Source organism: Mycobacterium sp. UM_Kg27, assembly GCF_000972905.1.
Classification (GTDB): domain Bacteria; phylum Actinomycetota; class Actinomycetes; order Mycobacteriales; family Mycobacteriaceae; genus Mycobacterium.
Map to the genome: position 1 here is coordinate 39,156 of NZ_JRMM01000010.1, position 20,882 is coordinate 60,037.

Sequence of the window (20,882 nt, forward strand, 5' to 3'; positions counted from 1 at the left end):
GTCCCGTTACGCCGGCTGTCGCACTCTCACCTGCGGCTGTGGTCGCTTGGCCGCGGGAGGTCGCACCTGCAGCAGACCGGCGCGCCAGAGCACTGCGTAGAGCTCGACCGCCGGCACGGTCAGGAGTGCCGCTGTCGCGTCGGCCAGGGGTTCTGCCAGGACTTCGGTCGTCCTCATACCTGCAACGGTGCGGGCTGGAATCGGCCGTGCGGCAAACCCGCTGTTACCGCTGAGACAATTGTTGCCGAATTACTGTGTTTCAGGCGGTTCGGGCAGCCCGGGCGGCTGGGCTTGGGTAAGCGCTATGACCCTGGCCAGCCGGGCATAGCGCAGCTCCAGATCGCGGAATCGCATATAAGTGCTCAGCGTGGTGAACGCGAACACCATGATCAGCACGTAGAGCATCAGATCGGTGCCGCGGCGCACCCCGAGCCAGTTGGCTAACACGGTGGTGTCGTCGGGACGCAGCACCGCATAGATGCCGGCCACCACGAACACCAGGTAGCCGACTTTCACCCAGGCTCGCGACTGAGCGGACCGGCGCGACAGCAGCAGGTAAACCAGCAGCATCAGCACCGCCGCGATCAGCAGGACCTTGATCCAATTCATCAAAAGATCCTGTTCATCGGAAGATCCTGTTCATCGCGACATCCTCTTGCGCAGCAGCCCGTCGAACAGGATGTTGACGCCGTTGAGTAGTGGCTGCCCCTTCGACTTCGAGTAGTCGGTGTAGAGCACCTCGACCGGCACTTCGCCCACCCGCCAACGGTTCTCGGCAATCAGGGCGATGAACTCCCCGGCGTGGCTCATCCCGTTCATGGTGAGGTCGAGACCATCGGCCACGCGCCGGTTGAACACCCGCAGCCCGTTGTGGGCGTCGGAGAGCCCCAGTCGGCGAATCCGCGGGTTGAGCAACACCGCGGCCCGCAGCACCGCTCGTTTGAGCGGCGGTACCGTCGCGGCTGCGTCGGGTGCGGCGAACCGGGTGCCGATCACGATGTCGAGGTCGGCGGTGTCGAGGTGGTCGATCATGCGTACCAGGTCGGCCACCCGGTGCTGACCGTCGGCGTCGAAGGTGGCGAACAGTCGGGCGCCGGGTTGCCGGCGGGCGAACTCGACCCCGGTCTGGATGGCCGCGCCCTGACCGAGGTTGACCGGATGGCGCACCACGTAGGCGCCCGCGCGACGCGCCGTGACGGCGGTGTCGTCAGCGCTTCCGTCGTCGACGCAGACCACGTAGTCGAAATTCGCACGGATCCCGGCGATCACGTCACCGATGACGGTCGCTTCGTTGAACGCCGGGACGATGATCCAGACATCGGGGTAGCGGGTATCGATGGTTTAGAAAATACACGCCTGCCCGACTTACGAATCGGTGCGCAACGCGGCCAGATGCACGGTGATTCCCACCAGGGGACCGCACAACAGGGCCACCACGGTTCTGGTCGGCAGGTCCAGCGGCAGCAGCAGGAGCAAGGTCGAGGCCACTGTGGCGCCCACCCAGCCCAGCGCGTAGGCGCGATGCAGTGCGGCGGCCACCGTCGCCGCCCCGGTCAGGGTCAGCAGCGCGATCGCGGTGGCTGCCGTCGTCAGTCCCGCCAGCAGCAGCCCGTCCGCACGGTAATCCGCGCCGAACACTGTGCGCAGCAGCCAGGGACCGAGCAGGCCCGCGGCCACCGCGCCCACCGCGCCCAGTGCGGCAACGGCCGCCGCCGGTGTGCGCAGTGCCGGCAGCCGGCGGCCCCGCTGGTCGACGAAGTGCGCGATCAGGTTGCCCTGCATGGCGGTCAGCGGCACCAGCAGCGGAGCCCGGGTCACCGTGACCGCCAGGATCACCACACCGCCCGCAGCACCCAATTCGCCGTAGGTAGCCTGCAGCAGCACCGGAAAGCCCATCACCAGGATCGCGCTGGCCCCGGCTGCGGTGATCGAATGCGCGGCACCGCGCAGGAATCCCGCTGTGCTCACCGGAGTCAGTAGTCGCGCTGCGGAGCGGGTTGCGGGTGAGGCGGCCAGCAGTAGCAGCCAGGCCAGTGCGCCGGCCACGGTGGCCCACAGGAACCCGACCAGGCCCCAGCCGACGACGAACGTCGCGGTGGCCACCGCCACCCGGACGCTCGCATCGGTCACCATCAGCGCGCCGTACTGTGTCCAGCGGTTGGCGCCGGCCAGCATGCCGAGCAGGGTGGCGTGGATCGCGAAGTTGGCCAGCCCGAAGCAGAGCAACACCACCGACAGCCAGCGCGCCTCGACGAACACGTGGCCGCTCCACAGTGGGGAACTGGCGGCCACCACCCCGGCCGCCGCCAGCCCAGTCAGACCGGCCACCCGCAGGGGGCGGGTGTGCGGGGTGGATGCGGGGTGTGTCCCCGCGTCCCGGGCGAACCGGACTTCCCGGGTGGTCTCCTGCAACAGACCGTTGGCGGCGCCGTTGACTAGCCCGAACGCGCCCCAGAACACGCCGAACACCGAGAAGCCCGCCGGGTCGAGGTCGCGCGCTGCCAGATACAGCACGGCGTAGCCGCACAGGGCGCTGAGCAGGGTTGCGGTGCCGACCCGGGCCATGCTGGCTCGGGCGACGGGACCGGTCGCCAGCCCACGGGGGAACCCGGAGGATCCGGTACCACCGACATCGGTCACCACGGCGCAAATAATAAGCGGGTCGCGGGGTACGGTCGGTCAGCCCGCTGAACTGACTCGACCACCGGAGGACCCCGTTGGACCCGTCGCTGTTGGAATGGCTGGTGACATTCGCGGGCGTGGGAGCGGTGCTCGGTTTCGATCTGTTCCTGGTGGCCCGCCGCGTACACGAGCCGTCGATACGCGAAGTCGCGATCCGGCTGTCGTGCTACATCGGGCTGGCGGTGGCTTTCGGCATCTGGGTGTGGCATTTTCACGGCGCGAAGTACGGCATGCAGTTCTACGCGGGCTGGCTGACCGAGTACAGCTTGTCGGTGGACAACCTGTTCGTGTTCGTGATCATCATGAACAGCTTCAACGTGCCCAAGAAGTATCGCCAGGAGGCGCTGTTCGTCGGCATCATCCTGGCGCTGTCGTTCCGGGCGGTATTCATCGCGCTGGGCGGGGTCGCCGTGCAGCGGTTGTCGTGGACGTTCTATGTCTTCGGCGCATTCATGGCCTACACCGCCATCAAACTGCTGCGTCATTCCGACCCCACCGGCGACGGGGAGGGCGAGGGCGGCAACAACGCCGTGGTGCGGTTTGCGCGCACCCATTTCAACGCCACCGATCGCTGGGCCGGCGTGCGGTTCTTCGTCCGGGACAACGCCGGAGCGTGGGCCATCACCCCAATGTTTCTGGTCGCACTCGCGCTGGGTACCACCGATCTGGTGTTCGCGATGGACTCCATTCCGGCCATTTACGGGCTGACTCGCCAGCCGTACCTGGTGTTCACCGCCAACGTGTTTGCCCTGATGGGACTGCGGCAGCTGTTCTTCCTGCTCGGCAAGCTGCTGAGCCGGCTGGTGTACCTGTCGCAGGGACTGGCGCTGATCCTGGGCTTCATCGGGGTGCGCATGGTGTTGCACGCCCTGCGCACCAACGAGGTGTGGTTCATCAATTCCGGCCGTCCGCTCAATGTCCCGGAGATCCCGACCCCGGTCAGTCTGGGGGTCGTCGTGGCGGTGTTGCTGCTGACGACGGGGGCCAGTTTGTACCGGACCCGCGGAGCTACCTCAGTGGAGTGAGAAGACCGGAATCGACGGCGCCGCGATCCGCAGTTCGTCGTCGCTGGAATCCGGTGTCAGCTCCGCCACGTAGCCTTTGACCTGCCAATACCACCGCTTCAGATAGCGGCGCAGCACCTCCGGCTTGTCGTCGTCGGCCACTTCGGTGACCTGGGCCGGCGTCGGACGCCGCCGCGGCCCGATCTGGATTTCGCCGGCGGCTCGCACATTGCGAACCCACTCAGTGTTGCCGCGCGGCGACACCAGGTAGTCCACTCCGTCGACGGTCAGCAGATTGACCACGACACCACGACGCTTGCCGCTCTTGCGGCCGCGCACGGACAGGGCGCGGGTGCCAGCGATGCTGATCCCTGTTTCGGCCAGCTTGCGGATCACCGTACTGGCGATGCGGGCGGCTGCATTGGGTCGGTCGTATCCGGCGGTCATGGGTGTTCCCCTTGCTCGCGATATCGAGAGCGGCGCTCTCGTTTTTCTGATCGTGGCACATCGTAGGGGGCAAATCAAGAGCACTGCTCTCATATCTGTCACACTAGTGCCGTGGGAAAACGGCAGGAGTCGCGGGAACGCATCGAGGCGCAGGTCATCGAGGTCGGACGGCGTCATCTGCGCACCCACGGGGCGGCGGGGCTGTCGCTGCGAGCAGTCGCCCGCGAGGTGGGCATGGTGTCTTCGGCGATCTACCGGTACGTGGGCAGCCGTGACGAGTTGATCACCCTGCTGCTGGTCGACGCCTACAACGATCTGGCCGATTCCGTGGGCCGCACCCGCGCATCGGCTTCGTGGCGCGAGGACATCGTCACCATCGCCCACGCGGTGCGGGACTGGGCGCTAGCTCATCCGGCCGGGTGGGCGCTGCTGTACGGCAGCCCGGTGCCCGGCTATCACGCGCCGGCCGAGCAGACCGTTGCGCCGGGCACCCGGGTCGTCGGCGCGTTCTTCGAAGCGATCGCTGCGGGCATCGCGGCCGGCGAGATCACGTCCGGGAAAAACGATGCAGCGCAACCGTTATCGTCAGACTTCCAGAGACTCCGCCAAGAGTTCGGCTTCCCCGGCGACGATGCCGTCGTCGTCAAATGCTTCCTGCTGTGGGCCGCCCTGGTGGGCGCGGTCAGCCTGGAGGTGTTCGGCGGGTACGGCGAGGACACCCTGTCGGCACCGCGGGCGGTGTTCGACGCTCAGCTCGCGCTGCTGCTGGGGATGCTGACCCAGCCGCCGGATTGACGCGGCGGTCCCAGCTTCGGCTCTCCTTCGTCGAGCCTCGCTAAACCGCCGGATTGACGCGGCGGTCCCAGCTTCGGCTCTCCTTCGTCGAGCCTCGCTAAACCGCCGGATCAGTGACCGGAGGTCTTGAACCGCTCGATCGACCGGGTGATCTCGGCCTCGGCTTCGGCACGGTCAACCCAGTCGGCGGCCTTGACGAACTTGCCCGGCTCCAGGTCCTTGTAGTGCACGAAGAAGTGCTTGATCGCGTCCAGCTCGTAGGCCGGTACGTCGCTGAGGTCCTGGATGTGGTCCCACCGGTGGTCACCGGCCGGCACGCACAGCACCTTGGCGTCGCCGCCGGCTTCGTCGGTCATCTGGAACATCCCTACCGGGCGTGCCTCGACCAGCACACCGGGGAACACCGACTGGGGCAGCAGCACCATCGCGTCCAGCGGGTCGCCGTCCTCGCCGAGGGTGTCCTCGATGAAGCCGTAGTCGGTGGGGTAGCCCATCGGCGTGTACAGGTAGCGGTCGAGCTTGACCCGCCCGGTGGCGTGGTCGACCTCGTACTTGTTGCGCTGGCCCTTGGGGATTTCGATGGTCACGTCGAATTGCACCGGGTCAGTCTAGAGCGGCCCGGATTCACGCCCGGACTCCGCCCGTCCGGCACAATTGCGCCTGACAGGGGAGGAGAGACATGCAACCCACTCGGTGGCGACACAGCAGCGCCCATCTGGGTATCGCGGCCGCGGTGCTGGCGCTGGCCGCCGCCGTGGTGGTCGTGGCGGTCGTTGTGCTCCCGGACGAATCCGGCGCAGGTGCGCGTGTGGTGTCGCCGGCACCGGTGGCGTCCGCCAAGCCCGGGGTGGTGCCGGTCTCCGACGACGCCCCGGTGCCGGTCGGTAGTGCACTGGCCGCAGCCATGGCCCAGGCGCTGGCCGACCCGAATCTGGGCCGGCTTACCGGCCGCATCACCGACGCGTTGACCGGCAAGGCGCTGTGGACCCAGCAGGAAGACCTGCCGATGCAGCCGGCGTCCACCAACAAGGTGCTCACCGCAGCGGCCGCCTTGCTGGCGCTGGATCGGGATGCCCGGGTCACCACCCGGGTGACCGCAAGCGATCAGCCCGGAGTGGTGGTGCTGGTGGGGGGCGGCGATCCCACGTTGTCGACGGCCGAGGTCGGCCAGGACACCTGGTATCGCGAAGCCGCGCGCATCAGCGATCTGGCCGATCAGGTGCGCCGCAGCGGGGTGAGCGTCACCGAGGTGCAGGTCGACACGTCGGCGTTCACCGGCCCGACCATGGCCCAGGGCTGGGACGCGGACGACATCGAGGGCGGTGACATCGCCCCGATCGAGGCGGTGATGGTCGACGGTGGCCGCGTGCAGCCGACCACCGTTGAGTCCCGGCGATCGACTACACCTGCGCTGGACGCCGGAAAGGCGCTGGCCGCGCAGTTGGGTGTCGACCCCGACAATGTGAGCATCGCGTCGTCGTCGGTGACCGGCCGCGAGTTGGGCGCGGTCCGATCGGCACCGCTGGTGGTCCGGCTCGGCGAGATGATGAACGCCTCGGACAACGTGATGGCCGAATCCATCGGCCGCGAGGTGGCAGCGGCGATGGGCCGGCCGCGCTCGTTTGCCGGAGCGGTTGACGCGGTGATCAACCGGCTGGCCACCGCCCACATCGCCGTCAGTGGAGCCAACCTGCAGGACTCCAGCGGGTTGTCGGTCGATGACCGGTTGTCGGCGCGGACCCTCGATGCGGTGGTGCAGGCGGCCGCCGGGCCGGACCTGCCCGAGTTGCGTCCGCTGCTGGACATGCTGCCGGTCGCCGGCGGCAGCGGCACCCTGTCCGAGCGGTTTCTCAACCCCAAGACGGGGCGCGGTGCGGCCGGCTGGCTGCGGGCCAAGACCGGCTCGCTGACCCGCACCAATGCGCTGGCCGGAATCGTCACCGACCGCGACCAGCGGGTGCTGACGTTTGCGTTCATCTCCAACGACGCCGGACCCACCGGACGGACGGCGATCGACGCGCTGGCGGCGGTGCTGCGAACCTGCGGGTGTGGATGAGCGGGTCCGACGTGGGGAGCGCGGTGGACTTCGACTTCGCCGCGACGGTCGGTGGCTGGCTGGCACGCCCCGCGCCGCCGATGACCGACTACACACGCTGCCAGGTCGTCGAGGAACTGCACGCCAGTGCCCGCGCGGCCGAACCGCTGGTCCGAGAGGTCACCGGTCTCGGCGAGGACGGCCCGGTCCCCGACGCTCGCGTGGTCGACCGACGGCAGTGGATCGCCGCGGCCGCCGAATCGATGCGGGTGATGATGGGCGCCTCGGAGCGGCCCGCCGGTTTCCTCACCAGCCGGCTGACCGGGGCGCAGACCGGCGCGGTGTTGGCCTTCGTGTCGTCGGGCATCCTCGGGCAATACGACCCGTTCTGTGCGGGTGGTGGGGCGCTACTGCTGGTCTATCCCAACGTGGTGGCCATCGAGCGCCAGCTGCAGGTGACGCCGGCCGACTTCCGGCTGTGGGTCTGCCTGCACGAGGTGACGCACCGCGTGCAGTTCAGTGTCAACCCGTGGCTGGCCGGCTACATGTCGGATGCGCTGGCGGTACTGACCGGCGACAGCAACCCGGACCTCACCCAGGTGGTGGGCCGTTTGGCCGACTATCTGCGGGGCCGCCAGAACGACGACGAGTCGCCGGGACCGTCGGGGATCCTGGGCCTGGTGCGGGCGGTGCAGTCCGAGGAGCAGCGCACCGCGCTGGACCAGTTGCTGATGCTGGGCACGCTGCTCGAAGGCCACGCCGACCACGTGATGGACGCGGTCGGGCCGCTGGCGGTGCCATCGGTGGCGACCATTCGGAACCGCTTCGAGGAACGCCGTCAGCGCAGCCAGCCGCCGTTGCAGCGGCTGCTGCGGGCGCTGCTTGGCCTCGACGCCAAGATGAGCCAGTACACCCGCGGCAAGGCCTTCGTCGACGCCGTGGTCGGTCGCGTCGGCATGGACCGGTTCAACGCGGTGTGGTCGGGTCCGCAGACTCTGCCGCTGCCCGCCGAGATCGAAGAGCCCCAGCGGTGGATCGACCGGGTGCTGTAGCCGCGCTGCGCGCCGCGCTGGGGGCGTTCGCCGAGCAGTTTCTGCCGCAGGGGGACCGCTGGGCGGTCGCGTTGTCCGGTGGACCGGATTCGTTGGCGCTGACCGCCGTCGCCGCCGCGATGCGGCCCACCACCGCGATGATCGTCGACCATGGCCTGCAAGCCGGTTCGGCCCAGGTGGCCAAGACTGCGTGCCGTCAGGCGCTCGATCTGGGATGCGTTGATGCGCAGGTCATTCCGGTGACCGTGGGGGTCGCGGGAGGTCCGGAGGCGGCGGCGCGGACGGCCCGTTACGCCGCGCTGGCCGAAGCCCGCGGCCGGGATCCCGTACTGCTCGGACACACCCTCGACGATCAGGCCGAGACAGTGCTACTTGGGCTGGGCCGCGGTTCGGGCGCCCGGTCGATGGCCGGGATGCGGCCATACGACCCGCCGTGGTGCCGGCCGCTGCTGGGGGTGCGGCGCGCCCAGACCGCACAAGCCTGCACCCAACTGGGGCTGACGCCGTGGCTCGACCCGCACAACAGCGACGGTCGCTTCACCCGGGTGCGGCTGCGGGCCGAAGTGCTGCCGCTGTTGGAAGATGTGCTGGGCGGCGGGGTGGCCGAAGCGCTGGCCCGCACCGCTATCGCGCTGCGAGAGAACACCGAGCTCATTGATGGCTTGGCCGAGCAGGCGCTGTCCGGCGCCACCACGGGCGCCGCGTTGGACGCTGCCGCGCTGGCGACCTTGGCGGGCCCGGTGCGGCTGGCGGTGATCCGGCGCTGGCTGATCGACGGAGGCGGACGCGGCCTGACCGATCTGCAGATCCGCGCGGTGGACCGGCTGGTGACGGCCTGGCGCGGCCAGGGGGGAGTGGCGATCGGATCGGACCTGCGGGGACAGCGGCTGTTCGCGGTTCGCGGCGACGGGCTGCTGCGGCTGCGCAGCGAGCCGGTCTGAGCCGCGGGCCGGGAATTTCCTCCGCTGCAGTTGGTTGTCGAACTCCCGCCATGGCACCCTGTGCTGGTGGCTGCGATCTTGCCGGGGGACAAACCCGAGTTGTACGCGGGTGACATCAAATCGGTGTTGCTGACCGAGGAACAGATCCGGACCCGCACTGCCGAACTCGCTGCGCAGATCGCCGCCGACTACGCCGAAAGCAGCGCCGAGAGCGGCGACCTGCTGCTGATCACCGTGCTCAAGGGCGCGGTGCTGTTCGTCACCGATCTCGCCCGTGCGATTCCGCTGCCCACGCAGTTCGAGTTCATGGCGGTCAGCTCCTACGGCTCGTCGACGTCGTCGTCGGGGGTGGTGCGCATCCTCAAGGACCTCGACCGCGACATCAGCGACCGCGACGTGTTGATCGTCGAGGACGTCGTGGACTCCGGCCTGACCCTGTCGTGGCTGCTGCGCAATCTGGCCACCCGCCGGCCCCGGTCCCTTCGGGTGTGCACCCTGCTGCGCAAACCCGATGCGTTGGGTGCCGGCGTCGACATCACCTACGTGGGCTTCGACATCCCGAACGACTTCGTTGTCGGCTACGGCCTCGACTACGCCGAGCGCTACCGCGACCTGCCCTACATCGGCACCCTGGACCCGCGGGTCTATCAGGGCTGAGTCCCGCTAGAAGGGCGGGGCCTTCTGGCGAAGGAATCGTGCTCCGCTGCGACCGCCTGCTGTCGGGCAAAGTCCACCAGGTTGGCAATCTCGGTGCTGGTGGGCAGCCAGCCGTCAGCCAGGCCGCTGGAGATGGCGGTGTAGATGGTGTGGCAATCAGCGACGGAGAGCTCGGCAGTGAACTCATCGACAATGCGCCACAGCCAGATAGCACCGTTATTGCTGCCATCGTCTCTGATCGCCGTGGCCGGCAACGCCGTCGCCTCTTCGGGTCTTGTTTGGGTTTTCACGTTTGTTTTCCTTGTTTGTTGATTGTCTTGTGAACGAAAGTGCTTTGTCTCGAAAGATATTCAGCAGCTGACGAGACTGCCGGCGTCGCCACGGTGGCACTGAGAGCCAAACTCATGTCGATTTCGCCGTCGGCGTCGGGAACAATGGCGTAAACCGTGCGCTGATACGGCAGAACCGGCTCCGGGTCAGCTGTCGGCCCAAGCGAATCAACTGAGGACGGGCCGGCTAACCGGGGACGCCGCGTCCGGCAACCCATTGGTCTTCCGCGTGGGCTCGTGTGGTGCGCGTTGCCCTTTCACGGTCACTGATCACCAGAAGTGCGTCGACGCTTGAGTCGTTGTTGGGTGCCGCCGCGTTCATCATCGTCTCGTGCGCCTGGTCGGGCTTGGTCCGAGGGGGAACCACGAGCAAGAGGATCCGGTTCCGGTCGGCACCGAGAACCTCCAGCGTGTTGACCGGCTGCCGTTCGTAGCCATGGAGTTGCACCGTTCGTCCGTCGGTGCGGAGTTTGGCAGGTGCCGGCGCCCACTCGTCGAGGTTGTATCGCACTCGTTGAATGCTCCCGATTCGAGTCGATAACACCGAGAGCAGGTCAGGGAGCTCGGTGGTGAGAGTGCCACTCCATGGCCACCATGCCCCGTCGACCTGTCCGGTCTGCGGCGCCTTTGGCTTCAGGCGCAACCGTGGCCTGCGTTGCGGCGGTGTCGGGTGTCGGCCCGTTGCTGAGTGGAAATATTGCTGCGTCATAACGACGCTCCTGACTGGGCCGCGAACCGGCCGGCTACCTTCAGATCGGCGGCGATACAACCCAGAACGGTCAGATGCGGAATACCGCCGATATGCCATACCCTACCCGCTCCTTGGCTTAGGGGCGCCCGATCGGCGTGCTCAGCCCTGCGGCGTGCTCGAGCAAGCGGAGTTCTTCGCCGAGAAGTCTGGTCAGCTCACTCATTCCGGGAACGGCTTCGCGGCAGCCGGTAAGCCCGAACGCAATCGTATCGTCGGTGCTCGTGCAGGTGATGTTGAGTGCCTGCCCGTCGACTGGGATCGACAGGGGATAGAGCTCGTCGAGTCGGGCGCCGTTCCAGTACAAGGGCACCTTAGATCCGGTCACGTTCGAGATCATCACATTCGGGGGCCGCAGCAGCCTGTGCTGACCGAAGAGCATGCCCAACGCCAGTGGTGTGGCACCCAGCGCACTCATCGCGAGGACCTGCAGCTGACTGTGCGCACCCAGCGCGGTCTTGCCCTCGTGCATGCTGTTCCGCACCGACAGCAGTCGCTCGCCGGAATCGGCCAGGTCGGTGGCCAGGCCGCACATCAGAGACCCGATTCTGTTGCCGGTGTCGTCCCGGCCGGCCGCAGGCCCGGGCAGCCGCAGTGAGACCGGGATCATCGCCACCAGCGACGCCAACGGCAGCGCTTTCCTAGTGGTCAGGTAGTTGCGCAGGGCGCCGGCGCACATGGCCAGCACCACATCGTTGACCGTTGCATCGCTGTGTTTGGCGACCAACTGCAATCGTTCCAGCTGCCACGAGCCCCCGGTGAAGGACCGGGCACTGTCAATCGCCACATTGAACATGGTGTGCGGTGCGACCAGCGACAGCGCGCCGCCGCGCTGGCGCAGGGCCTGCACCAGCGTGCCTGCGAGTGCCGGCAGCAACCCCGCGGCATCGCGTGCTCCGTCCCAGATCGCCGCCGTCGCCCGCCCCGCCAGCGAACCGCTCGACGTCGAGTCCGGTGCAGACGCGGAGCGCGTGTCGGCCGGCTCCCACAACGCAGGCTGACCGCGGCGAGACGGGTCAGGACTCAACGCCGCACGCAGCATCCCCATCGCGGAAACTCCGTCGGTGAGCGCATGGTGGACCTTGATGTACACGGCATAGCGGCCGTCGGCGAGGCCTTCGATCAGGTGCATCTCCCACAGCGGCCGATCCCGGTCCAGCGGGATCGCGTGCAGCCACGACACCAGCGTCCACAACTCCCGCAGTCCGGCGGGCCGCGGCAGCGCCGAATACTGCACATGATGGTGGAGGTCGACGTCGGTGCCACTGTCCCAGCCCCACTGTCCCAGCGACAGCACTGAGCGGCGAGCCCGTTTGCGCCACATGCCGGCGACTTCGTTGCGAGCGACGGCTGCCGCGAACATCTGACGGACATCCAAGGCACAGGCACCTTCGGGCGGGGTGAACATGGCAAGCCCACCCACCTGCATCTGGCGATTGTCCGATTCGGCCAGCAAGAACATCGAATCGGTCGGGGACATGGGGATCAACATCAAGGCACAGCTCCAGACAGAAAGTGAGCACCATCAGTGGTGCAGCAATGGCTTTCGGCGAGAGCATCGGTTCCGCTGGGCGAATCTCGTTGATTCAGGCCCAGATACCGCGGAGGGTTGCCTTCGCCTCGCACCTTCAGGTCGGCGATGATCCCGCTGGTCGCGGTGGTGCAGTGGCACCTCGTTGCGATTGGGAGGCTGGAGTGCCCGCCCTGCGGATCCGCAAAGAATGTGGCTTCGATCGGATGAGGTGGAGCTTCACCGCTGGAATCAACCGTACGCCTCACGCTGGTCGTTGTCTCAGCTCGCCGGCTTGGTCGGCCACCGGGACCGGATCGATGTGAGCGGCGCGGTTCTTGCGCTTGGCCGGCCGCCTTCTGCCGGCTCTGTCAGAGGCCCCGCTGATCAGCGAATCGGTGTTGCGGCGTGCGGCGTTCGAATACCGGCGTTTCGCATGCGCCGGCCCCTGGAGAAGAGCCGGGTCAGGCGCGCGATTCGCTTGATGGGACCGCCGGAGATCGCTAAGTCCTCAGCGGTGCGCGGCCGCTCCCACCGCAGCTCACCCTGGTAACCCGCGTCTGCAATGGCCCCGCACAGTTCAGCGACATCGACGGTGGAATCCGCGTCGATCGTGGCGGTCGCGGTCGGGAAGTCCACCGAGGCCCGCACGCCGTTGATCGTGTTCAGCTTTAGCTCGATGTGCGCCGAGCACATCCGGCAGGTCATGCCCGTCACATCGAGTTGGATCCGTCGAATGTCGGTCAAGGCCTCTCCTCCTTCAATCCCTCTGTAAGTAGTCGCTGGGCGGCGCTGTCCGGTTCCGATGAACGGCCGTGAGCCACAAGTTCGGCCAGCGGCGCAGGCGTGGCAAACAACTCGGTGACCCCGTCTACCGTCAGGTCGACAGTCGCGTGGCCTGCCAGGTACTGCGCGTACGAACGCTCGCCGAGTCCCATCCCGAGGGTGAGCCAGGCGTCGATGACCGCCCACCGGCATGGATTGCACCGTGCCCAATCACTGTCGTCGAGAAGCTGCTTCCACTGGTCGACATCGCACTCCCGGGCGCCGAAGCGGGCGAGAAACTCCGAGTACTCGACGGGCGTGCCCCGCAGCACGGTGATGGTGCGGCCCAGGGAAGTCGAGAGCGTGCCCAGGAGGGCAGCCGCTGCCGAGCGGCCAACGGTGACTTCCTCGGTCAACGACACGGCCGGGTGAGCACCCAGCGCCGCACATGCATCCGCCAATGCGACCAGAATGTCGGCGGACGTACGCAGTTGATGCGGTTCTCCCAGCACCCGCGGCAGCCGCACCAGGGTGAAGTCCAGATTCGGCGCACTGCGCGCGACGATCAGCTCAGCCAGCGCCTTGGACGCCGCGTAGGGATAGGGGGCGGCGCGCGGATCGACGACCTGCGGTGCAGCGATTTGCGCGTTCACCACCGAGGTCGACAGATGCACCAGCCCGGCGCCGTGAGCCGCGCAGGCCGCAACGATGTCTGCTACCGCCGCCACATTGGCAGGTCGCAACTCGCGATATGGCACCACCACGTTGGTGTTACCGATGGCATTCACCACGGTCGCAGCTGAAGTGGTGCGTATCAGATCGGAAATTCCTTCTGGTGCGATGCGTTTGATACGAACGCCCTCGACGCCGGCCAGTGAGCGCCAAGGGTCGGCGTCCGGCAGGTTCGATGTGGTTGCCAGGATCAGCTCGGAGGCGAATCCATTGGCGCGCAGCTCGCCTATGGCGCTAGCGAATCCGGTGCCGAGAATTCCGGAGGCGCCCAGCACCAGAACGGCACCAGTCTCGCTGGCCAGGGGGCCGGGTATTACAGCAGGCGGAGGCGCGGTCAGGCGGGTGAGATCGTCGTCGATCTCGGCGGCAGTGGCCTCGTCCAACCCGATACCGTCGGTGTACTCGAGCAGACGGCTCGCGTTGTCGGCGCTGATCACGTCCAGCAGGGACAGGTGCCACCCGAGGTAGCGGCGGGTGGCAGGCAGGATGCGGATCAAGTCCAGGGAACCGATGCCTTCAGCCAGTAACGAAGAATGAGGCTGTAGTTCGCGGTCGAGGCACCGACTCCAAAGTTCGGCCAGGCCGGCCGCTTGACCTCCTGCGTTTCCGGTGCTTTCGAGTCGGATCCTGGGCAGTCGGTCGACGTCGACTTTGCCGCCGGGCTTGCGTGGGATCTCGGCGACCCCCGACACCACGAATCCGGGTACTCGGGCGGCCAGCAGGATGCTTCGAATGCGTTCCCGAGCCTCAATATCCTGTGCTCCGTCACGGGTGAGCAGAGTCTGAAACCACACTCCGAGCCGGGTCTCCTCGGGCTCGACGGCGACATCGCAGACCGCGGGGTCCTCGGCGATAAGGCGGGTGATCTCGGCGGTGTCGACGCGCCGTCCGGCGAGCTTCACGACGGCATCCCTGCGGCCAGCGAACACCAGAAATCCCTGACGGTCCCAGGTGACGCGGTCGGCAGTGGCGAACGCGCGGCGTCGGGTGCCGTCGGCGTCGACCACGGTGCCGAAGGCGCCGGACCTGCCCAGATAGCCGGTCGAAACCATATCTCCGACAACGATGATCTCACCGAAGGCGACGAAAACCGTCTTCGAAACTATCGGGCGACCCACCTGCGGCCGGATGTCCGATCCGATGACGGATCCCTGCCCACTCAGCGGCAGGTAGGTCACCACCACGGTGGCCTCGGTCGGGCCGTAGCTGGAAATCAACGCGGTATGCGAAACATCAACGGCTGCAAGCCACTTTTCGAGTGAACGCCGGCGAACTGCTTCGCCGCCGATCACAATCTGGCGCAACCCGGATGCTGCCAGAATCTCGAGAATCTCCGGCTCCTCGCAGCACAGATGCCAGACCGCGGTGGGCAGGTCGAGGATGGTGGGCCGGTGTCGCTCGAAGTCGTCGCCCAGCTGCAGCAGATTGCCGGTTCGTACGGCTGATGACCGAATCAGATCAGCGCCGCACTGGGCGGCGCCGAAGATCTCCTCGACACTGATATCCGACGTCAACGGCGCGCACTGCAAGACGGTATCGCTCGACTGCCAGCCGTAGGCGCCGCGATGTCCTTGGCAGAAGAGCGCAAGCGCCCCATGGGATATCGGGACCAACTTGGGAACCCCAGTGGAGCCCGAGGTAGGCATGACGTACGCGATCCTGTTCGCCAACATGGCGTCGTTGCGGACCCGACGGAGGCGGTCGTCGACTATCGCCGGATCTGGCGCAGGCGCGGCCGTGGCCACGTCGATGACCCGCGACGAGACTTCGCCTTGCGTTGCGATCGCGTTGGCGCGCTCGGTGAGATCGTCTGCGATGTCGCAAACGCTGTACCCACAGCCGGCCAAGTGACAGGCGAACAAGAGGTCCAGGGTCTTGTCGGTGTGGTCGTCGGCGAGAACCAGCACCTCACCCGGCTCGACGCCGTTGGTGACCAACCAGCTGATCCATGCGTCGACGTAACGGCGGCGTTGGCGCAAACTGCCGACGTCGGCGGCCGTGTCCAGAAACCAAGCCGATGGGGTCTCGGCGTTAGGCCCGGCTGCGCTCCCGGAAGGCAGGCAGCTGCCGTCGGAACAGACCTCGAGCCAGGCGCCGACGCTCATCGCGACCGGTCGATCCCAGCCTGTCGGGAACCGTCGCAGTGCCTCGGCGATCAGCTCTGCGGTTCCCGTGGATTCGCCACGGGTTTGCGGGGGGCCGCCATCCCAGATTGACAGGCTCAGTGTTCGGCCCAGGTCGTCGTGCACGACGGCTACGGTGGGGCACTCGATCGGCCCGATGTCCGTTGTCGACGGCAGGCCGTTCAGGAACGGACGCAGTTCGGGTGCACAGGGCTGCTGTAGGTAGTTGAGGGCTACCGCCTCCATCTGGGGCGCCCGGTTGGTCGTCAGATATATCCGGCGATAGAGCTCTTCGCGAAACCAGCGGCGACGCACTCCCTTCACATAGCCGCGGTCCAAGGCGCTGACGAGGTCTCGCACTGAGGCGAACGCCGGAAATCGCACCGACTGGGCGACCGAATTGACCAGGCAGGTAGCCACATCAAGGGCCGGTTCGCCGAATCGATTGTCAACTGCGTGCACCACCATGGCGTCGGCGCTGTGTCGACGGCTCGCATCGACCGCGGCAACTGCTGCCGTCACCAGTATGTGCAGCGGGATCTGCTGTTGTTCGGCCAGCGTTGCTATCGCGTCGTATCCGGCCCCGGAGATCTGTATCGATTCACGCAGCAGTCCTCGCCGCGCGCTTCCTGAGGCGGACGGTGACTGTGGTTGGCCGCCGATGTTGACCTCAGCGGTGAGTTCACGCTGGACCGATTCGGTCAGCCGATCGTGTGCTGCGCGCACCTTCTCAGCCTCCCGGCGATGAGCCTCGGCGAGCCGGTCCAGTCCGGCTGCGACGTCGCGCATTTCACCGGGTCCATCCGACAAGAACCGGCCCAGATCGGCTTCGATCAGTCCGGTTGCGCCGCCGTCGAGCAGAATGTGATGGGCGTGCACCTCCAGCCCGATGACTTCGCCGCTCGCGCCGGTATGCACGGTGTGGCGCACCAGCGGCCGATCGACGATGCCCGAATCCCATTCGTGGACCAACGGATCCATTTCAGGACCGGCAATCCGCACCAGCTCGTCCACTGCGAGCCGCGGCACCAGGTCCGGGTACTCCGACTCGGTCTCCTCCAGTACGCATAACTGCACTGGGTTGTTGCGGACGCAGGCCTGCAGCGCGAGAAGAAATTCTCGAAGCGGGACTGGACGCAACCGGTAGCTGCGACCGATCAGATACAGCGTGGGATCCCCATCCTGCAGCACCCCCCGGTAGATGTTCTGCTGGGATACGGACAGTGGAATGCGCCGCGCGCGCGCCGAGTCAGGCCTGCCCACCGGAATCTCCCAATTCGGTAACCCAGGCTGCGATTGAAAGATCGCGCGCCAAGCGAGCCGGAAGTTCGGACTCGCGGTCCACCCCGAGTCGTTTCATCAGCAGAACGAAGCGCACCGAATCCAATCCGAGGTCGCGTAGGTCGGTGGCGTCACCGTCGAGGAAGTCGCTCTCGTCGATGTAGAGCACGTCGCAGACCGCGGCCAGAATCTTCTGCCGAACAAGCTCACTCACGTTCGCGTGCATCGATCGCCGCGGCCAGCGACGTGCGCATGACCTTGCCTGATTGGGTTCTCGGAATGCTGGTGACCAAGACGATCGTCGACGGGCGCGCAGCAGATTCCACCTCGCTGCGGTATCGGGCCGCGATCGACTGCTTAAGGGCGCGGGCGCCTGCCTCGTCCAGATTCTCCGCGGCGACCACCGCCAGCCCTACCAGCGCACCGAATTCCGGATCGGAAATCTCGTAGCAAGCGGCGTCGCGGACACCGCTGACCGACTCCGCGACCCGGTCGACCTCATCGGGAGCCACGTTAACGCCGCCGCAGATGATCATCTCCGACGCTCGTCCGCGGATATAGAACAGGCCGTCGCTGCCTGCGTCGAGCAGGTCGCCCGTGTTGACCCACCGGTCGCGCAGCGTTTCAGCGGTGCGGTCGGGGTTGTTCCAGTATCCGAGCATGTTTGCCGGCGATCTGATCCACAGGGTGCCCGACGAAGCCGAAGGCCCCGTTGGCCCACTGCCGTCGCCGTCGAGATGAACCTCTACGCCCGGATACGGCCTGCCGACAGCACCCGCCTCGATGGCGTCGATCGAACCCGGCCCGGTGGGAAGGCACAGTGCGGTGCAACCGGTTTCACTCAGGCCATAGACCTGTGCGGTTCGGACCCCGGCAGCCTCGACGTAATGTACGTCCGATGCGATAGCCCTGGATCCGCCGTAGCCCAGGAAGCGCAGCGAGGCCGGCACCGGTGCTCCGGTCGCCTTCAATTCGGCCACCAGGCGTGACAGCAGCGTGGGGACCAGACAAACCGTGGCGACGTCATTGACCGAGAGGATCTCCAGCAACGACGCGCCGGTCTCGCCGCCGGTGACACATGACACGCCCTGCATCAGGCAGTTCAGGATCCACCACAACCCGCCGATATGCGTTGCCGGCAACGGCGAATACGCCGTCTCGCCGATCACCCAGTCGATCCACGTCAAACCCTCCGCTCGCAGAATGTCGGCAACGGCGTAGAAAGTTCGGTTGGCCAACAACACAGCCTTGGGTTCACCCGTGGTTCCGCTGGTGAAGATCATCGCTACGGGATCATCGGCGGCTCCGCCCGGATGACCCAGGCTCCCCGGTGGGTTGCGAAAAGCCTGGCGGTCGGCGACCGACAGTGTCGGGATCGCTGCCAGGTGGTCCGGTAGGCCCGCGGTGGGCATCCTGGTACCGGCCGTGCGCAGTATTGCGGAGGGATCGGTCAGTTGGGCGAACCGATCGATGGTGGCCACCGGCAGGTCGCCGTCGACGAGAACGGCAATGGCGCCGAGCCGGGCGCACGCCAGGACCGCGAGGTAGGTCTGCGGCCCGTTGTCGGATATGACCAGCACTCGCGATCCCTGCGACACCCCTTGCTGGTGCAGTGCGCCGGCCAGTCTGTCCCACTCCGCGGCCAGATCGCGGTAGCTCACCAAACCGGTTCCATCCCAACGGCGCAACGCGATCGCGTCGGGCCGTTGGCGAACGTGTTCGAGAATGCGCTCCAGCATGCTGGAGGGGGCTTGCGTCCTCATGTCAGCGGGATCGTTCTGGCTGGCATCCCGGGATGTTCAGGGCAGCTAGCTCAAACTCGCCATACGCCGAGCCGCCGTGCTCATCCCAGAACTCAATGGCGCATGGCACGCGCAGATACCGCACCGTGCGTTCGACGATCTCCAGGTTGTGGCAGTGCAGCCGCGCCTGGAACTTGGTGGCATCAATCGGTCTTCTGAACCGTGACGACGACGTTCTGATGTACATGCTGGAGAGCTGGTGCTTGCAGTAGTCGTCGAATGTCCAACCATGGAACGCGGGGATCACGCCGTCGGCGATGGCGGGCGCGAAAGCAGAGTAGGCGAGCTGATTGAAGCACAGCACCAATTCGACTGCATTGAAATGGCCGGTGCTGCGGATATAGGCGGATTCGGCGATCGAGAAACTTCCTTGAGCCAACACCGAATCGGTGTCAGCTTGGGCTTCGGCATCGATCAGATACCGGCACCCCTTGTAGGCGTAAGGCTCCAGCACCTTGGACAAGAGGTTCTCGGCGATCGGGGTCGCGTCGGTCAAGGCTGGGGGCATCGAACCGGTGGCGCTCATGCCGGGTATCCCGGGGTCTTGAGCCCGTCGAGCATTGTCAGCCGATAGGTCGTCAAGGTACCCGCGGAACTGCCGTGTTTGGCTCGATGCATCAGAACTCGGTTGTCCCACAAGATGATGTCTCCTACCTCGTAGTGTTGGGTATGAATGAAGGGGTGTGTGAACTCGGGATCAAGTTGCCCGGTGGCGGCCATCAGCTCTTGGAGCACCGACGGTTCGAGCGCTCGGGATTCCTGGTCCTCAATCTTGGTGGTCCCCGACGCGCAGATGTAGAGAATCTCTTCGCCCGTCTTCGGGTGCCGGATCACGGTCGGCCATTTGATGGGCGGCGTGGTCCGGGTAATTTCGTCCCACACTTCCCCGATCGGTCGGTAGACATCGTCGGGACGGATTTTGATGTGCCGCCGTGGATCATGGGTGCTCCATGTTCTGCGGGCAGCGTCCTGTAGGGCGGTTGGTACCGACGCCCAGGCTTGATTGAGGTCGATGAAATAGGTACCGCGGTCAGGTCCGGGAACGTTCAGGGGTAACACCATTGAGAACGCGAACGGCTCCGGCATGAACATGTAGTCGATGTGCCAGAACGCGCCGGTTCGCGGAACGCCTTGGTGTTCCTCGGTGGAGGACACGAAGATCTCCGGAAACTCGTAATGGTGGTACATGGATTCGTAATAGGGCACGATGTCGCCGATGATTCTGCCGAGCTGGAGGTACTGCTCCGGCGAGGGGTGAACGCCTTTGATGATGACGAGCTTGTTGGCGTATACGATCTCGCGAATTTCGTCGCGGGTGATGTTGCTCAGATCATTGGGGTCCACCCCGGTGATCTGCGCTCCAAGGCCGGTGCCTGTGACGGTCAGCGTCATCCGATCTGGCTTTTCTTGCTCATTCTTCTTTTCCGTCCTTCATCGGTTGTGTCAGTTGCTCTACCTGGTCGGAGGCGCACCAGCTGGTGGGCAACATTGGTACTTGCCGGATTTCGTCAGCGCGCCCAGTGAGTCCAGAGGCGCGGGTGGAGGCGATTACTGCTGCGATGGCCTCGGGGTGAGCGGTGGGCCCGGCATCGGAGTTCGCGGCCGTGACCGGGCCATCGCCGGCCTGTAGAAATTCGTAACGATTGCCGTGCATACGAATCCGGCCGGTGCTACGTCGGCTGCGTCTGCTGCGGGAATCGGTGGAGACGGTCCGCGGAGCGGTCGCACGTCGGGAAACCGCAGCGCTGTTGGAGGCGGCCATATCGTCTTTGGGTCCGGTCTCGACGCCGGGTGGTCCCCAGCCGGAGACCACATAGTGGATCAGCGCGGCAACGCCGTCGGCGCTCGGGACGACGACGGGTGCGTTCGGTCCCGGTGCACCGGCGGTGCCGCCCAGACCGGTGGAGGAGCCGGCCGCAGCGGGCGGGGCCACCATCGCCGCAACGGGAATGTCTACGCTCTGTCTCTTATACACATCT

At 66.4% G+C, this 20,882-nt stretch carries 21 protein-coding genes and 1 pseudogene; 6 read left to right on the forward strand and 16 right to left on the reverse strand.

Annotation, left to right across the window (positions count from 1 at the left end):
• Nucleotides 1-6: 6 nt before the first annotated feature.
• The 4 genes from LI94_RS23650 to LI94_RS03115 form a co-directional block, all read right to left on the reverse strand.
• Complete coding sequence (locus LI94_RS23650; RefSeq protein ID WP_164517918.1) at nt 7-177, reverse strand: Rv1535 domain-containing protein; 171 nt, start codon at nt 175-177, stop codon at nt 7-9.
• A gap of 72 nt (nt 178-249) precedes the next feature.
• Nucleotides 250-609: a DUF2304 domain-containing protein gene (locus LI94_RS03105; protein WP_024441713.1), complete on the reverse strand. Its 360-nt coding sequence runs from the start codon at nt 607-609 to the stop codon at nt 250-252.
• A gap of 30 nt (nt 610-639) precedes the next feature.
• Nucleotides 640-1,338 carry a glycosyltransferase family 2 protein gene (locus LI94_RS03110; RefSeq protein ID WP_024441712.1) on the reverse strand — a complete coding sequence of 233 codons (699 nt, stop codon included), beginning with the start codon at nt 1,336-1,338 and terminating at the stop codon, nt 640-642.
• 27 nt (nt 1,339-1,365) lie between these two features.
• The gene (locus tag LI94_RS03115) at nt 1,366-2,565 is read right to left on the reverse strand and encodes a hypothetical protein (protein ID WP_046300283.1); all 1,200 of its coding nucleotides are present in this window, start codon (nt 2,563-2,565) and stop codon (nt 1,366-1,368) included.
• A gap of 152 nt (nt 2,566-2,717) precedes the next feature.
• Here LI94_RS03115 and LI94_RS03120 point away from each other — a divergent pair, with 152 nt between their 5' ends.
• Nucleotides 2,718-3,707, forward strand: a complete 990-nt coding sequence (locus LI94_RS03120) for a TerC/Alx family metal homeostasis membrane protein (protein ID WP_046300265.1) — start codon at nt 2,718-2,720, stop codon at nt 3,705-3,707.
• Here LI94_RS03120 and LI94_RS03125 read toward each other — a convergent pair.
• Nucleotides 3,696-4,133 carry a nitroreductase/quinone reductase family protein gene (locus LI94_RS03125; RefSeq protein ID WP_024441709.1) on the reverse strand — a complete coding sequence of 146 codons (438 nt, stop codon included), beginning with the start codon at nt 4,131-4,133 and terminating at the stop codon, nt 3,696-3,698. The two genes, LI94_RS03120 and LI94_RS03125, sit on opposite strands and share 12 nt — an antisense overlap.
• Nucleotides 4,134-4,244: 111 nt before the next feature.
• Here LI94_RS03125 and LI94_RS03130 point away from each other — a divergent pair, with 111 nt between their 5' ends.
• Nucleotides 4,245-4,928 carry a TetR/AcrR family transcriptional regulator gene (locus LI94_RS03130; RefSeq protein WP_204368851.1) on the forward strand — a complete coding sequence of 228 codons (684 nt, stop codon included), beginning with the start codon at nt 4,245-4,247 and terminating at the stop codon, nt 4,926-4,928.
• Between the two features lie 110 nt (nt 4,929-5,038).
• Here the strand turns inward: LI94_RS03130 and LI94_RS03135 are convergent, their stop codons facing one another.
• On the reverse strand, nt 5,039-5,527 hold the full coding sequence (locus tag LI94_RS03135; protein ID WP_046300267.1) for an inorganic diphosphatase: 489 nt from the start codon (nt 5,525-5,527) through the stop codon (nt 5,039-5,041).
• 80 nt (nt 5,528-5,607) lie between these two features.
• Between LI94_RS03135 and dacB the strand changes: the two genes are divergently transcribed.
• From dacB to hpt, 4 genes are read left to right on the forward strand one after another with little or no spacing between them, the layout of a single operon-like run.
• Nucleotides 5,608-6,984, forward strand: a complete 1,377-nt coding sequence (gene dacB, locus LI94_RS03140; protein WP_046300268.1) for a D-alanyl-D-alanine carboxypeptidase/D-alanyl-D-alanine-endopeptidase — start codon at nt 5,608-5,610, stop codon at nt 6,982-6,984.
• Nucleotides 6,981-8,015: a zinc-dependent metalloprotease gene (locus LI94_RS03145; protein ID WP_046300284.1), complete on the forward strand. Its 1,035-nt coding sequence runs from the start codon at nt 6,981-6,983 to the stop codon at nt 8,013-8,015. Before dacB ends, LI94_RS03145 begins: the two co-directional genes overlap by 4 nt.
• Entirely contained in the window at nt 7,994-8,956 is a 963-nt protein-coding gene (gene tilS / locus LI94_RS03150; protein ID WP_046300269.1) for a tRNA lysidine(34) synthetase TilS, read from the forward strand. The genes LI94_RS03145 and tilS overlap by 22 nt, the downstream gene beginning before the upstream one ends.
• 60 nt (nt 8,957-9,016) lie before the next feature.
• A complete protein-coding gene (gene hpt, locus LI94_RS03155) occupies nt 9,017-9,613 on the forward strand; it encodes a hypoxanthine phosphoribosyltransferase (protein ID WP_046300270.1) in 597 nt (198 codons plus the stop codon).
• Here hpt and LI94_RS03160 read toward each other — a convergent pair.
• From LI94_RS03160 to LI94_RS03205, 10 genes and pseudogenes are all read right to left on the reverse strand, one after another.
• A complete protein-coding gene (locus tag LI94_RS03160; protein ID WP_024441702.1) occupies nt 9,604-9,903 on the reverse strand; it encodes a hypothetical protein in 300 nt (99 codons plus the stop codon). The two genes, hpt and LI94_RS03160, sit on opposite strands and share 10 nt — an antisense overlap.
• A gap of 226 nt (nt 9,904-10,129) precedes the next feature.
• The gene (locus LI94_RS03165; protein ID WP_046300271.1) at nt 10,130-10,651 is read right to left on the reverse strand and encodes a DUF5994 family protein; all 522 of its coding nucleotides are present in this window, start codon (nt 10,649-10,651) and stop codon (nt 10,130-10,132) included.
• A 118-nt stretch (nt 10,652-10,769) separates the two neighbouring features.
• A complete protein-coding gene (locus tag LI94_RS03170) occupies nt 10,770-12,182 on the reverse strand; it encodes a wax ester/triacylglycerol synthase family O-acyltransferase (RefSeq protein ID WP_024441700.1) in 1,413 nt (470 codons plus the stop codon).
• Nucleotides 12,183-12,587: 405 nt separating this feature from the next.
• Nucleotides 12,588-12,947, reverse strand: coding sequence for a heavy metal-associated domain-containing protein (locus LI94_RS21825; protein ID WP_052739858.1), 360 nt, complete (start codon nt 12,945-12,947; stop codon nt 12,588-12,590).
• Nucleotides 12,944-17,083, reverse strand: a complete 4,140-nt coding sequence (locus LI94_RS03180; RefSeq protein WP_046300272.1) for an AMP-binding protein — start codon at nt 17,081-17,083, stop codon at nt 12,944-12,946. Before LI94_RS03180 ends, LI94_RS21825 begins: the two co-directional genes overlap by 4 nt.
• Nucleotides 17,070-17,315 carry an acyl carrier protein gene (locus LI94_RS03185; protein WP_024441697.1) on the reverse strand — a complete coding sequence of 82 codons (246 nt, stop codon included), beginning with the start codon at nt 17,313-17,315 and terminating at the stop codon, nt 17,070-17,072. Before LI94_RS03185 ends, LI94_RS03180 begins: the two co-directional genes overlap by 14 nt.
• A complete protein-coding gene (gene fadD10, locus LI94_RS03190) occupies nt 17,308-18,864 on the reverse strand; it encodes a fatty acid--CoA ligase FadD10 (RefSeq protein WP_046300273.1) in 1,557 nt (518 codons plus the stop codon). Before fadD10 ends, LI94_RS03185 begins: the two co-directional genes overlap by 8 nt.
• Before the next feature lies 1 nt (nt 18,865).
• Nucleotides 18,866-19,429 carry an FcoT family thioesterase gene (locus LI94_RS03195; protein WP_046300274.1) on the reverse strand — a complete coding sequence of 188 codons (564 nt, stop codon included), beginning with the start codon at nt 19,427-19,429 and terminating at the stop codon, nt 18,866-18,868.
• Nucleotides 19,426-20,295, reverse strand: a complete 870-nt coding sequence (locus tag LI94_RS03200) for a TauD/TfdA family dioxygenase (protein WP_046300275.1) — start codon at nt 20,293-20,295, stop codon at nt 19,426-19,428. Before LI94_RS03200 ends, LI94_RS03195 begins: the two co-directional genes overlap by 4 nt.
• Before the next feature lie 19 nt (nt 20,296-20,314).
• Nucleotides 20,315-20,882 (reverse strand): annotated as a pseudogene (locus tag LI94_RS03205) (hypothetical protein); the annotation flags it as partial.